5 protein-coding genes and 4 pseudogenes are annotated in these 14,313 nt (G+C 58.8%); 6 read left to right on the top strand and 3 right to left on the bottom strand.

Annotated features, from left to right (window positions below; all coding sequences use genetic code 11):
- Nucleotides 1–662: 662 nt before the first annotated feature.
- The 4 genes and pseudogenes from ACLFKU_RS40355 (at nt 663) to ACLFKU_RS40340 (ending at nt 5,977) form a co-directional block, all read left to right on the top strand.
- Nucleotides 663–962 carry a hypothetical protein gene (locus tag ACLFKU_RS40355; protein ID WP_410852941.1) on the top strand — a complete coding sequence of 100 codons (300 nt, stop codon included), beginning with the start codon at nt 663–665 and terminating at the stop codon, nt 960–962.
- A gap of 104 nt (nt 963–1,066) precedes the next feature.
- Nucleotides 1,067–4,000 (top strand): annotated as a pseudogene (locus tag ACLFKU_RS40350) (acetoacetate--CoA ligase); the annotation flags it as partial.
- A gap of 95 nt (nt 4,001–4,095) precedes the next feature.
- Nucleotides 4,096–4,587, top strand: a pseudogene (locus tag ACLFKU_RS40345) (transposase); the annotation flags it as partial.
- A gap of 113 nt (nt 4,588–4,700) precedes the next feature.
- Nucleotides 4,701–5,977 (top strand): annotated as a pseudogene (locus tag ACLFKU_RS40340) (hypothetical protein).
- A 157-nt stretch (nt 5,978–6,134) separates the two neighbouring features.
- Here the strand turns inward: ACLFKU_RS40340 and rpoD are convergent.
- Entirely contained in the window at nt 6,135–8,126 is a 1,992-nt protein-coding gene (rpoD, locus tag ACLFKU_RS40335; protein WP_410852940.1) for an RNA polymerase sigma factor RpoD, read from the bottom strand.
- A 380-nt stretch (nt 8,127–8,506) separates the two neighbouring features.
- On the opposite strand from rpoD, the gene ACLFKU_RS40330 reads away from it, so the two are divergent.
- Nucleotides 8,507–8,725, top strand: a complete 219-nt coding sequence (locus ACLFKU_RS40330; RefSeq protein ID WP_410852939.1) for a hypothetical protein — start codon at nt 8,507–8,509, stop codon at nt 8,723–8,725.
- A 460-nt stretch (nt 8,726–9,185) separates the two neighbouring features.
- Here the strand turns inward: ACLFKU_RS40330 and ACLFKU_RS40325 are convergent, their stop codons facing one another.
- Nucleotides 9,186–10,163: a porin gene (locus ACLFKU_RS40325; protein WP_410852942.1), complete on the bottom strand. Its 978-nt coding sequence runs from the start codon at nt 10,161–10,163 to the stop codon at nt 9,186–9,188.
- A 1,879-nt stretch (nt 10,164–12,042) separates the two neighbouring features.
- Nucleotides 12,043–12,357, bottom strand: a pseudogene (locus ACLFKU_RS40320) (transposase); the annotation flags it as partial.
- A 367-nt stretch (nt 12,358–12,724) separates the two neighbouring features.
- On the opposite strand from ACLFKU_RS40320, the gene ACLFKU_RS40315 reads away from it, so the two are divergent.
- On the top strand, nt 12,725–13,627 hold the full coding sequence (locus ACLFKU_RS40315; protein WP_410852938.1) for a trypsin-like serine protease: 903 nt from the start codon (nt 12,725–12,727) through the stop codon (nt 13,625–13,627).
- Nucleotides 13,628–14,313 lie beyond the last annotated feature (686 nt).

Genomic DNA, 14,313 nt, shown 5'->3' with positions numbered 1-14,313 from the left:
GCGGTAACCAACCCGCGGATATCAGTGTGACCCACCGTCGAGACGTACTGCTACGTCGCCCTCAGGAAATTCAGATGTACCCAGACCGAGAACCGATCGCGATTGACACGGAAAGTCATATCAGTCCTTGAGGTAGCTGGCTAAATTCCTCCTTGGCCTTGGTGAAAGCCCGCGCTCTTCGTCACTCTGGCAAGCTCCACCCTGCCGATGTCTGCGCGAACATGTAGTTGACTTTGATATCACTAACACCTCAGGAACTCTTCGTGGGTCAGGCCAAAGTCAATAACGTAACGACCCAATATAATAGCAACAGTTCAAAGATTATTCCAACGCGATCATAATCGGTCTTCCTCACTGCAACGACGCATTGGATGCATCCATTGTTTCATTAAGTCAAAGTTTAGACCCGTTCCGTCCGGGAAAACGCAAGGTGATGGATAACGAATTTTTACCTGCGGTTTTTAGGTTAATCCAAGGATCTCGTCGGTGGATAATACAGATTCGTTTGCTGACAGATTTGGCGAGTACGCTCGACCTCGCGTACTGGAAGCGGCGCAAGCGCCGAAAATTGAATTGGACAAGACTCGTCGCGTGCTTGAGCCAGTTGTGTCACCACTTCATCTCCCGTTGACACCCGCTTACACCGCGTCCCAATCGGGGGGATGGTCATACAGCGCTATCTTTGGGCAATTGAGACGCCTTTGGATTGGCCTCGCCACCTCCCTGTGATCGTCACCTTCTATGAGCCGCTGCATCCGGGCCTCCATGCTAAAGGGATCAATTGGGTTCAGATGGCCGGCGCATTTTCCCGCGTGCTTGCCCGTTTGAGAGCGTACGGGAAAATTGATCTGAAGCAACACGTACGCGAAAAGCGTTGGCAAATTTACCTTTTAGCATCGTTCTCCGGCGTGCCAGGTTACAGTGCTTTCATCAAAGTTCAGGTGCCCAATAAACACTTCTAAAAGTACGTTTTCGCAAATAGAAAAAGAAGGCGGCTCAATAGCATTAATTTGACTATAAACGGGCATCTTAAATCCGCCTCTTTCTGCATTTGCATGGAGGAAATATGGATCGCCTGCAATTGCCCTGTGCGTCGCCTAACCCCGGTGCAATCCCGGAACGCGCCCCCATTTTCACCAATACCCCCGAGTGCGCCGCCACTTCTCAAATGACCGCGTTCACCGCAGCCTTGCAGGCGCACACGGGCCAGATCTTCGACAGCTACGAAACGCTGCACGATTTCTCGGGACGGGCATATCGAACGTTCTGGCAAGTCTTCGTGCAATGGTCTGAAGGTCTTGACTGGTCCGGCAGTCTCGAACCCGTGTGCGTCGGCGACGAATGCGAGCACGCACAGTTCTTCCCGGAACTCGAACTGAATTACGCCGACAACCTCTTGAGCTTGTCGGTAGCAAGGGCCGAGGCACCTGCGCTGACAGCCTGTCACGCCGATGGCCGGCGAGTGCATCTGACTCGCGGTGAGCTGCGCGATCGCGTATCGCGTCTCGCGCATGCACTCACGGAATTGGGACTGCGCCAAGGGGATCGCGTAGTGTGTGTGATGCGCAACGACGCTGAAGCGGTCGTCACTGCGCTGGCGGTCACCGCGCTCGGTGCAACGCTGTCGACGGCTGCACCGGAGATGGGTGTCGAGACGCTCCTCGATCGTTTCACACCGCTCTCGCCGCGCCTGCTGTTCGCGCACGCAGCGGCGCAGACTTTCGACACGGGCGTACCGGTCGCGACCAAGATCGGCGAGCTGGCGGCTGCTTTGCCGTCGCTGGAATGTATTGTCCGTCTCGACGATGGCGCCCTACCAGATGCGGTCAAGCAACGAATCTATTCGCTCGATAAACTGGTCGAGCACAGCGACGCCGCATCGTTCGAATGGCGGCGCTTCCCGTTTAACCACCCGCTTTTTGTCATGTTCTCGTCGGGCACCACCGGGAAGCCCAAGTGCATCGTGCACGGTGCGGGCGGCACTTTGCTGGAACACCTGAAGGAGCATCGGCTGCATAGCGATCTGCGGCCCGGCGACCGGATGTACTTCCATACCACCTGCGCATGGATGATGTGGAACTGGCAGTTGTCGGCGCTTGCGTCCGGCGTCGAAATCGTCACCTATGATGGCCCGATCTCGACGGTCGATACGCTATGGCGCCTCGTTGCCGACGAGCGCGCCACGGTGTTCGGCACAAGTGCCGCTTATCTGAAGATGAGCGAAGACGCTGGGCTGATGCCAGGGCGGCAGTTCAATCTAAGCGCCCTGCGCGCGATGATGTCGACGGCCGCAGTGCTGTTCGACCCACAGTTCACCTAGGTGCGTGATCACGTGAAGCCGCTGCCTTTGCAGTCGATTTCGGGCGGCACGGACATCATCGGCTGCTTTGTGCTAGGCAATCCCAACCTGCCGGTCTACGCAGGCGAAGCCCAATGCAAGAGTCTTGCGCTTGACGTTCAGGCCCGCTCGCAGGGCGAGTCCGTCGACGGGATCGGCGAACTGGTGTGCGCGAACCCGTGTCCGTCACGTCCACTCGGCTTCTTCGGCGACACGGACGGCACCGTCTTTCACGCCGCCTATTTCGCGAGCAATCCGGGCGTCTGGACTCACGGCGATCTGATCGAGTTTTCGCCGCAAGGCACTGCGAGACTGCATGGCCGCACCGATGGCGTCCTGAACGTGCGCGGCTTCAACGTCGGGCCGGTCGAGATCTATCGCGTACTGGATGACATCGAGGAAATCCGCGACGCGATGGTCGTTCAGCAGTCGTTGCGCAATATGACGGCTGGCTCTTCGAACGCAGCCCCAACGGATCAGCGTACGGTGTTGATGCTCGTGCTGCGCGAAGGCTTCCAGCTGAACGCAGCGCTGGCCGCCCGTGTGCGCCGCGACCTTGCACGTCGCACATCTCCGGCGCACGTGCCCGACCGCATCATCGCCGTCGATGCGTTGCCGGTTACGCACAATGGCAAGCCGTCGGAAGCGGCCGCACGCAACGCGATCAGCGGCCTGCCGGTGCGCCACACGGCGGCGCTGCGCAATCCCGAGTGTCTGGACGCGATTCGGCGTCACCCGGCGCTGAACTCGGCAACGCGCGAACTGGCGCCGGTGGGCCAGTCCCGGGAGGATCTCGAACGGCACTTGCAGTCGCATTGGGAAAGACTGTTCGACATAGCTCCGATCGGTCGCGACGACAACTTCTTCCAACTAGGTGGCAATTCGTTGCTGGCGGCGAGATTACTTGCCAGTGTGAATGAGTCGACGGGGCGCACGCTGCCGCTCGCGACACTATTCATCGCACCGACCATTGCGCGCCTCGCCGCGGCAATCGACGAGCCCGGAGTGCCGCAATCTTCGCCGACGGTCGTACCGATACGAGCAGGCACGGGTACACCGCTCTTCCTGGTACACGGGGTGAGCGGCACCGTCATGGAATGCTCGGCGCTCATCGCGGCGATGCAGACGCCGCGCCCGATGTTCGGGCTGCAGGCACGAGGCCTCGACGGCGAGCAGCCGGCACAACGGCGCGTTCACGAAATCGCGGCCAGCTACATCGGACAGATGCGCAGCGTGCAGCCGACGGGACCCTACGCGGTGGCGGGCTACTCGTTCGGCGGATTGATTGCGGTCGAGATTGCGCAACAGCTAAGCCGCGCCGGCGAGCAAATGGAATTGCTGTGCCTGATCGATACCTATGCGCACGAGCGTTGCCTCCCGTGGCGGGCCTGGCTGCGGCACAACCGTGACTTCCTCGGCTGGCACTGGCGCAGGCTGCGCGCCGTCCCCAAGGCGCAACTTACGCACTACGTGAAGGACAGACTCGCGAATGTCGTAGATTATTTGCGCATGCGCAATGGACGCATGGCACACCGCCCAAATAGCCACAACGCGATGATGCCGCCGGCACTACGGACGGTGCGCGAGACGTTGCGGGTAGCGATGACGACGTATCGGCCAAGGCCCTATCACGCTGGACCGATCGTCTATGTGCACGCGACGTCCATGCTGTCGTACCGTAACAATCAGGGCGAATTCAACCGGTCGTCGCAACACCTTCTATCGAGGGGTGTTGCATGGGACGAAGTGTAAAGCAGGTGTATCGGTTGACGGGGCGAGGAGCGATGTACTCGCCGGGCGCGCCATCACTTGGACATGAGATCGAGCGTCGGTTTTGGCACCAGATCGCGACTGGCATTACAAGCGAGAAAGCAGCGGAGGCGGTAGGCGCATCTCAAGCGGTAGGCTCGCGCTGGTTCCGCTATCGTGGCGGCATGCCACTATTCATGTCGAAACCTATTGCGGGTCGATACTTGTCGTTCGCTGAGCGAGAAGAGATAGCATTGCTTTCTGCCCAGGGCCTCGGGGTGCGCGAGATCGCCCGCCGTATCGGACGCAATCCATCAACCGTTTCGCGGGAACTCACGCGCAATGCGGCGACCCGTGGTGGGTGCCTCGAGTATCGTGCTTCGGTCGCGCAGTGGAAGGCGGAACGGTTCGCTAAACGACCAAAGCCAGCGAAGCTGGCGACTAATGCACGGCTGCGTCAATATGTACAGGAGCGCCTGGAGGGCAAAGTGTCAACGCCGATTGAATTCTGACCCGCCGGGGGCGCGGACGATTTGCGGGACCTCGGGACAGCGGACAACGCCAACCTCGCCACGCGAAAACGTCTCCGTCCAACCGGCCGGGACAACCCTACTTGAAGGCGCCTCCTCGAGACTCCACTCAGACTGCGTCAATCTTCAAAACACGGTCGTTCCAGTTTCTCGTCGATGCGGTGGGTGCAGAGAATATCGCGCTCGGACTCGACTCGAACATGACGCGAGTTGCTGAATTGATGAAGGGTGAAAGATTCACGCCCGAGACCGCTTTTCATATGGAAACCACGCTTGGACTGCCGCATGGTTTCTTTGACCAGCCCCATCCTGCCCTCGCGCCCGAAACCATCGCCCGTCTGAAGTCACCGCTCGACTTTATCAAAACAGACAGCGAGCCCGAGGTTGCGTCTCAAACGCGCATACCGGCTTCCGCCCCGAACGGCGGCCAACAATCCATTCTTGCAGACAACCTGTCCGAGGAAACGGAAATGCCAAAGAAAGCAACGGGCGGGTCGCCGGTGACCGTCAAAAAGAGTCGAGGCCAGTTGACCAGACTGACAGGCGCCCATGCGGCAGGAAAACGCTCATCATCGAAACCCAGAGCCTCTTCTCAAGCGACCCGGCAGCAACCGCTGGCGTTAAACGACAGCGCCACGCTTGAAAACATTCGACGGCAGAACCTCCAGGTTCTCACGGGTCGCAACGGCTCCAAGGCGCGCCTCGGTGTCGTCATGTCGATGACTAAGTCCAATACCGCCCATCGGCTATATGGCAAGAAGCGCATGGACGATGCCGAGGCGAACCGTTTCACGGAGCGTCTTGGTTTGCCGACTGGCTGGCTGGACACACCGCGCTCGGAAATGGAAATTCCCGAGTCGGTGTTACGTTTGCTGACCCCTGCTTCGCGCAGTCGGGGATCCGTTGCACAACAGGAGTCGGTCGAGCCTGCGACGAAGAAAGGTGCGCCAGGCAAACCCGCATATCCGAAGGCGCACACGCGACGCACGCGGACGGGCGTCCCGGTCGAGCCGGAAAATGTCTCGCCAGCTTCAGCGGACGTCGCAGATGAGAACACGGCAATCGTCGTCGGTCCGCATGATCAAGCGATGCGCATGCCGAGGCCGCCGGTCGCTCTTCTGAAGGAAATGACGGCGAGCTGCCTACAGTCATATCGGCAACCCCTGAGGCACTTGAGCCCGCCGCAATCTCCCAGCAAAACCTCGTCCCACTCCCCGCTTCGGTCACCAGCCTGGAAAATCTCCACGGCATCGCACCAATCGCGGAAGCATTGATCAAGACGTTGGCAGGAAAGGCGCGCACAGGACGGCTGGACGAATTGGAGGCTCTGGAACTTTTGCAGCAGGCAGTCCTGTTGTGAGTCGGCGCTAGCGGACGATGACCCACTGTCCCGCGGAGCCCGACGCGCATCGGGCCCGCCCTGACCCAGAGGTATCGGACCGCAACTATCCGGTCGACAATTGACTGCTCAAGCCCCCTTCGAAACGGCACAAGCCTCCAATGCACGCGTCAGCGCCTTAATCGTCGAGAAATGGTCGTAGCTTGGCGGTGCGGTTCGGATGCGTCAGTTTTCGCATCGCCTTGCTTTCGATCTGCCGGATCCGTTCGCGCGTCAAGTCAAACTGTTTGCCCAGTTCCTCAAGCGTACAGTCAGATGCGGTATCGATCCCGAAACGCATCCGCAACACCTTCGCTTCACGCGGCGACAATGCGTCGAGCGCCGTATTGATCGCGGCGCGCAGATTCGCCTGCACGGCCGCATCGGCGGGCGACGTCGCCGTCGGATCTTCGATCATATCGCCAAGTGTCGCATCAGCATCGTCACCCACTGGCGTCTCAAGCGATAAGGGCTGCCTCCCAATCTTCAACATGGCGCGAACCTTCTCTTCCGATAATTCCATGTGCTGCGCCAACACCGCAGGATGAGCCTCGCGTCCGGATTGTTGCAGGATCTCACGGGAAATCCGGTTCAGCTTGTTGATCGACTCCATCATGTGAACAGGAATCCGGATCGTGCGAGCCTGATCCGCAAGCGAACGCGTGACTGCCTGCCGCACCCACCAGGTCGCATAAGTTGAAAATTTCCAGCCGCGTCGGTATTCGAATTTGTCGACGGCTTTCATCAGGCCGATATTTCCTTCCTGGATGAGATCCAGGAGGTGCATGCCGCGGTTCACATATTTTTTCGCAATGGAGATCACGAGGCGCAGGTTGGCCTCGATCATCTCGCGCTTTGCCTGCCGCATCTTCGACTCCGCCGCCATCATCTGCCGGTTGATATTCTTCAACTGCTGCAACGGCAGTCCGACCTTCGTTTCGATATCGAGAAGCTTCCGCTGTTCAGCCTGAATCGCCGGCAGACTACGTTCGAGGGCGGCGCCGTACTCGCGCGACGCTGCCGCCGTGCTTTCAGTCCACGCGAGATCAGTTTCGCGTCCCGGAAACGACTCGACGAACTTCTCGCGCGGCATGCCGCATCGATCAACAGCAATTTGCAGAATATGGCGCTCGACTGCGCGCACCTGTGCGACCTGCTGTTGCACATCGTTACATAGCCGATCGATCGTTCGCGCCGTGAAGCGAATGGGCGCCAACTCGCGCTGGATCGCTTCACGCAGGTCCGCGCCAGCTACCCGCCCCATACCCTGCAAAGCATGGGAACAAGAAATCTGCTCGAACAGCTCGCGCACCCGGGCAAAAATAACGAGGCTGTCGCTCGTGAGCTGTTTCAGGCGCGCTTCGTTCGCCCTCGCCGTGTCCCGGTCTTCAATCTCGCTGTGCTTATCGCCGTCGTCGTCATCGTCAGCTGTGGCCTGCTCGGTGTGCGGCGCTTCAGCGAAATCCGTCGACGACTGTTCGACCGATTCGGTTTCCTCATTGATTCCGTCAATCAGTTCGTCGATGCGCAGTTCACCGGCTTCAATCTGCTTCGCGCTCAGAAGGAGCGCGGAGACGGTAACCGGGCACGCAGCAATCGTCCGGATCATTTCCTGGAGGCCGCCTTCGATTCGCTTCGCAATCTCGATCTCACCCGCGCGAGTCAACAATCCGGTCGCGCCCATTTCACGCATATACATGCGGAAGGGATCGGTCGTACGCCCGAATTCCGAATCGACGGTGGAAAGCGCCACTTCCGCCTCCTCGTCGGCCTGGTCATCCAACATGGTTGCCGGCGCCGCATCGTTCATAAGCAGCACCTCCGCTGAAGGCGCCTGTTCGTAGACCGCGACGCCCATGTCATTGAAGGTGCTGACAATGGTTTCAATGGCAGCGGTCTGCGCGAAGTTATCCGGCAGGTGATCGTTGATTTCGGCATGAGTCAGGTAGCCGCGCTTCTTTCCGAGCTGAATGAGTGCGCGCATCTGACGCTGCTGCTCTTCGTCCGGCGACACTGTATCCACCGGCAGCAGGCCTGCGGTTGCCTTGCTCTTCGATGCGCGCCGGGCCGACGCTTTCGGCGCTGATGCAGCTGTATCTGGACCTGAATTGCACGGATCAACCTTTGCCATACATTCTCCTGAAGGGGTTTGCCCGGCGATCGCGAAACCAGCGGTTGCCGGCTGCGGGGCAGGCACGAGATGAAGGATCGCAACGGGCAATGAACACGGCCCGCAGAACCAGCGTGCGATCGGGAAGCGCAAAACGCGGCGCACGAGGAGGAAAGGCTAGCAATGTAACACCATCTGCTGCACCACTCCAATCCCGCGATTTGTTCGGCTGGCACGGACCGCGATCAAATGAGGACCCGGCGGACCTGCCTGAGGTAGGCTAATGCCGGAAAGCGCGCGATCGAGCCCCACGGGCATCTCCCGGTTGCCCCGCGTATGACTTACCCGGCGCTTCGATTATGATATCCATCCGACGATCTTGAGCATCTGCGGAACTGGCGATGAAGCCGATCAAATTGCGAGTATCGCGCGACGAAGCGGACAACCTGCTGGACGATTTGACTGCATGGGCGAGCACCAGCGGCATTGACCTAGGGCTTTCCACCTTCAGTACGCCCCATACCTTGTCGAGCACGAATTCGCCCGTTGTCTATCATGTCTATGTGGGCGAGAGCTTTTTCGAGCAGTTCCCGGAGTGGCGCATGTTCATCGAGCAGTAACCGGCCACCCCGGCTATGCAAAACCGGCGACAACGCCCAAAGATCTAGAGACAACTTCGTGTAAGTCGCAATCTTTTCAATTCATTTGACGACAGCGGCCAGCAAAGTGGGAACACCGCAGCGGCGTTTGCGCCGCGCTTCGATATCGGCAGCGGCCGGCCGTTCAACACGGAAGTCGATGCCTTGACGGGCGAATTCAGCGCGGCGCGCCGAGTCGTTGACCGCATATGCAGCGTCCGTTCTATCCGGCAAGCGGCCGGTTCAGCTCAAAACGAACAACTGGTTGCGGAGTAGCGTCGTGTGCTGCGCGCTTCGCGGCGTCGTAAGCCGACATCATCCAGCCCTAGAAGCGGTGCCGGATGCCCGTGCCGACGAGCAACTGGTTTTGACTGCTTGACGGATCGTTGGTGTTGATCACGGTAGGCGCGCCCAATGACGCGTGCTGATAGATCGTTTCCGCCTACACGTCCGTACGCTTCGACAGTTGATAGACGGCCTGCAGCGCGCCCTGGTGCCAATGCGCCGAAGAAGCGTCGGAGAACACGTACATACCCGCTAGCGAGAGGGCGGGCGAAGCTTGCCAGACCGCGCTGATCTCGTAGTTACTGAACCCGATCGACGGCAAAACGCTGCCGCTGTCCGCATCGGCAACGCCTGTGTAGATCGAACGCGACCACGCCCCTGCCAGAGTCACATCGCCGAGCGCATAACTCGCGCCGGCGGCGACCGCATCCTGCTTTTGCACACTGGCGTCGATTATTGTCTGACCGCTGCCGGGCAATGCCGATGGCGAGTAGGCACCGACCTCGTTGAGGCCGCGTCCGTTGTTGTGCATCCATGCGACACCGGCATTGAATGGGCCATTGCCGTAGTTCGCAGCAATGCCGTATGCACGGTTCTGCGCGAACCGGCCTGCAGTGTTGGAGAATGCATACATGCCGCCGAAGCTGAACCCGTTCAGAGAGGCGCTTGCATATTTGACGGAGTTCGCGGCTAGGTAGGAGTTGTTGGCATTGTCGTTGTCAAACGGATGCGCGAGCGCGGTACCGCCGGTTCCCCCTGTCAGCGTGAACGGCGCGAAATAGTCGTGAATCAGGTCGTATTGGTGGCCGAGGGTCAGCGTCCCGAGGGTCTCGGATTGAAGTCCCACGTACATCGGATGATCGTTGAATCCTTCGCCCGAGGTCACCGAGTAGCCTCGCTCCATGCGAAAAAGTGCTCGGGCTCCGCCGCCCAGATCTTCGGCACCTTGCAACCCCCAGAAACTGCCATCTATCAATCCCGACGTCGCGCGATATTGCGCATGTCCATCCACGTTGCTGACGTAGGTGAGGCCCGCATCGAGTGCACCGTATAACGTGACGCTTTGGGCTGAGCAGGTAGAACTGAGGGGCGCTAGCAATGCGCCGGCCAACGAGCAGTAGTGAAGTTGGTTCATGATCAAATCGAAGGAGTAGTGGGGCGGAAAATACCGAACGCACCAATGCGCTCAAGGCACACGGGTGCCACGCGAGATTGCCGGTAAAGTGCCGACGGATCGAAGCCAGTCAGATCGGCAGATCGATTGACGGAGGGATCCGGATGATGTTGCCAGCCGCAAAGGCTGGCGCAAGGAGGTGACTGTGACGTTCATGTGCGGCTCCGTGGGGTTTCGCACCCCGGTTTGTCCGATACAGGAACGAAAAGAGATCTGACTCCTGCCACAGGCAGGAGAATGCCAGGACAGACACAGTGACGCGACCGCGCTGCCCCCTTTTCGCTCGATGGAAAAATGTAGTTATCGTTTGGTCACTAACGGCGATGCACACTGTCGACGGAACAACAGAAGAATCGCGGGATCCCAAGTTTCGGTGATCGTAGTGCCTGCCGTTGGATATGACAATCAGGCACTGACCAGCGAGGATTCCCGCGCTCCAACGGAATGGCCGATGAGCCGCTGTGATGTGCCGCGGCAGCAGTTGAGAACGACTATTCCACTCGAATATCCCCAACTTTGCAACGCAGGCTACTCGATCGGCAGTTGAGGGGCGAGATCGTGTGGAAACTCCCTTTTTCAGGGCTAATGCTGGACAGCAACTGGCCGGCTCTTCGTCATTGCCTGCATTCCTCTATGTTGCAAACTGCCATGTAGATATGCATCACAAAAACGCGCAATAAGACATTCAATGCTACGTTTTTCTGAGGAAAGTGACCACTGCTTAGGTAATAACAATGGCCTATTTCTTCGAATAGACTACATTTTCTGATCCCCAATAAATCGCTGCCGTAATTTATACCTCAATAGCAGGGGCGATATCAAATAAAGACAATTTATGCCTATAGGAAAATCTTTGATGGGGATCTCAAGCCCCCCCCGACTTCACAAGCGTTATGAATGGTATGCGAGAGTCGTGTAGTAGGGGCCGTGTTCCGCCGCCCGGGAAGCATCGCGAAGAGGTGCCTGAGCAATTCAGACAGCCGGATACTGAGAGCGGCAGGAGCCTAAGCCAGCAATTAGTGCAGGCAATGGCACCTCGAAGATCATGGAAAAGGACCGCCAAGACTGCAAAGACGTGGATGCGGGACGTACGAATACCTTTGGTTTTCCTCATGCCTCGAACGACAAGCTCGCGCCACGATCTCTCAGCACCGACCTCCATGATGAGCAGCATCGGCATCAATATATTTGATGTCCCTTCCTTCTAGTGATTGCGTAGAAAATTTCGTAAGATACGCAACCTGCGGCGGGCAGTGCCGCGAGGGCAAATAAATTACGGTGTATTAACGTGTTCCAATATGGAGTGCCTATGAAAAATATGAAGCGAGTGCTATGTGGTGTCCTGCTGTCCATTGCTCTAACGGGGGTGGCGGCGCAGGCTACTGAGGTTCCGATCGAAATGTACTCAATTCCAAGTCCTGCGGACCCTTTCGATACTTCTACCTACTACTGCGGGCCCGGCGGGGAAAATGGGCATGGGAGTCACGCCGCGGAGCAAAGCGACTGGTCATTGAGCTTCGCATAATGCCTACGAGAAACTAGGCCATGACAAAATGAAATCCCACATTCCTCAGCGGCGCGAGGTGAAATGTGACATTGGCCGATGTCCGAAGCGAAGGTGCGCTGGCCAAACTGACTCACCAAGTCGATGTTTATCTTAGCGAGATTGCTGAGGCTGGAGCCAGCAGTCCTCGGCGGACGTATTCTGCACGACCCGCGCATTTACGCAGTGCTTCTATCCAGTTGGCTCATAACAATCCGCGGAATGTTGAACATTCAGGCTTCCGGTGGAAATCGGGGTGTAGGAATTGCAGGGACTTACTGGCAAGTTTCTGGTTCCTCGAGGACTACCGGGGAACGCAGTGCGGATTTTGAGGAAGAAATATTTCTCGTCGCGGTACCCGTAAGCGCGACGTTTAATGACCTTGATGGTGTTGTTGATGTCCTCGACAACGCTGGTATTGAACGGACGCCGGCAACGGGCCGCCAAGCCCTGCCAATAGCCTTGCAGACGCTGGGCGAACAATGTCAGAGCGGCAATCCCGCTTTGCCGGGCTTGCTTGAACCACCGCTCGTAGGCCTTTTGTGCCGAGGCGGGTTTGCGGCAGAAGCACAGCTGTTTCAGTTCGTCGCGCAGCGCGTAGACGCATAACAGCGCCGGGCCTCAGGACCTTTGATTTTTTGAATCTTTTCGGACCCAACCGCCATTTTTTGCACCAAAGGTACGTTTCCCCCGAACGGGGGTGCTGGAGCGCTGTGCCTACCTTCGTCGTCAAGGTAAGCCGCTGCGTGGGGACTAAATGCAACAACGCCGATAAAAGTGGCAAAAATCCATGTCCCTGAGGAGCGAGACATGCAGACGAACCCGAACGAACTGATCTGCTGAACCCAGGCCCCCGAGATGGGCCCCGACGCCGCCCCGGCCGACATGGTGCCGACGAAGGCGAGCCGGAGGCCTGAAATGAGCCTCGCGAACCACCACTTTCCCCGATCCTGACATCCCTGAGAGGACCCAATCCCTGATGAAAACCCTATCACCACGAAAGCGTGTGGCATCCCTCGCGATGGCCATCGCCACCACCCTCGCATCCTCGGTAGCCACGGCGCAAACCCCGGACGTCGTGCAGCCTCGCAATCCCGACCGCGCCGTCCTGCCGGTCATCTCTGGCTCGAAGGTCAGCGTTCCCGGTGGATCATGCAGCGTAGGGGCGGTGTTGGTGCCCAAGAGCTTCTTCTTCAGACTGACGCCTTACCAACGTGCCACACGATGGCTCGTGCTTGCCAAGCACTGCGCGCCGATGTACGCGACCATCCAGGTGGGTACCGTTGCCATCGGCAACGTCGTGTGGCAGTCGGCTACCTCGGACATCGAGCTCGTGCGGGTATCGCCGAAGCCGAATCCGATGTCCTTGCAATGCGCCTCTCACCACAGCGCAGCCTTCTGCAGTCCGGTCCAGACTTATACGCCCCTTGCGAATAACCAGGTCTTCATGCCGCGCGCCGGGCAGGAAGCGCGCCTTGCTGTTACCGGGTGGTCGGACGCGCCGTATGAACGGTTCTGCACAAGCGGTTGGCGCACCGGAGTCCGCTGCGTGCGGCAAGGCATGTCTCTCGAGGAGGGAGTTTGGAGACCGAATTATGAGCACATCAATGCCGCGCACTCGTCCGAGCTCAGCAGCATTGACAACGGCGACTCCGGCGGACCGGTCGTCACCTACGAACGGCAACTGATCGGGATCATCTCCTCCGGCGAGCCTATCGGCCGCTCCATCGTCTACTACACGCCAATGCAACAGGTGCTGTACGAGCTTTACAGCTACACCCTCGCCCCGGCCGACCTACCCACCGATGTCGGCGAAGCTAATCCGCTATCCCGCAACGGTGAAAACGCCGGTTGGGAACTGGCGCCGGCCGGCGACGAGTGAGGTGGCCGGTCGCGGCCCACTGCCCGATGAAGCCGAGCGGGTCGCCGTTCATGACGTCGGCCTATGTCGTCCGCATTCCGTGTGGGTAGTGGGAGTAGCTTTTCAGTCAGCAAAGCGCCGCCTCCGTGCGGCGCTTTGCTATGTGGTTGAGTCGCCCCTACAAAAACCCAGCAGTCCCTTACATAACAAGGTAAGCCGCTGCGCGGCAACTAGAACCGTCGGTATACGAAGGCCAACGCCGCTGGCAAGCGCGCCGTTGCCCGCGAGCGGGGGATGGTAGAGTCGGAGGTCTCGCGGGGAGATACTGATCATCAGAACCGTCAGTCCGATCAAACAGCTGCTGCAGACCGGCGAGGCCTGGTGTCACTGACCGGCATATTCGAGCCATTCCGAGATCGGCGTAATCGAGCCACCGGATGATCGCCGCAATCGAGCCAGTGCATGATCGGCGCAATCGGGCCACTCGATGATCGGCGTATTGGAGCCACCGCAGGATCGGCGTAATCGAGCCACGTAGCAGGCTCAGTGTTCTGTCGGGTGCCAGCCCGAAACGCATTTTGAATTTCCGCAACCCGGTACCTTCAGGCTTTTTGCCCGGAGGGCCGATGAGTCGAAGGAGGTTCGAAGTGTTTGAGTATCGACAGGTACTGGCGCGCATGCGTCAGGGTGATTCCGACCGCGACATT

This window comes from Paraburkholderia sp. EG304, assembly GCF_046543485.1.
Taxonomy (GTDB): domain Bacteria; phylum Pseudomonadota; class Gammaproteobacteria; order Burkholderiales; family Burkholderiaceae; genus Paraburkholderia; species Paraburkholderia youngii.
The sequence above is the reverse complement of the archived record's forward strand: the minus strand, read 5'-3'. Positions and strand labels throughout refer to the sequence as shown.

Coding starts and splice junctions, on each gene's coding strand:
- ACLFKU_RS40325 (WP_410852942.1), bottom strand. CDS start 10,163: ATGAACCAACTTCACTACTGCTCGTTGGCCGGCGCATTGCTAGCGCCC.
- rpoD (WP_410852940.1), bottom strand. CDS start 8,126: ATGGCAAAGGTTGATCCGTGCAATTCAGGTCCAGATACAGCTGCATCA.
- ACLFKU_RS40330 (WP_410852939.1), top strand. CDS start 8,507: ATGAAGCCGATCAAATTGCGAGTATCGCGCGACGAAGCGGACAACCTG.
- ACLFKU_RS40355 (WP_410852941.1), top strand. CDS start 663: ATGGTCATACAGCGCTATCTTTGGGCAATTGAGACGCCTTTGGATTGG.
- ACLFKU_RS40315 (WP_410852938.1), top strand. CDS start 12,725: ATGAAAACCCTATCACCACGAAAGCGTGTGGCATCCCTCGCGATGGCC.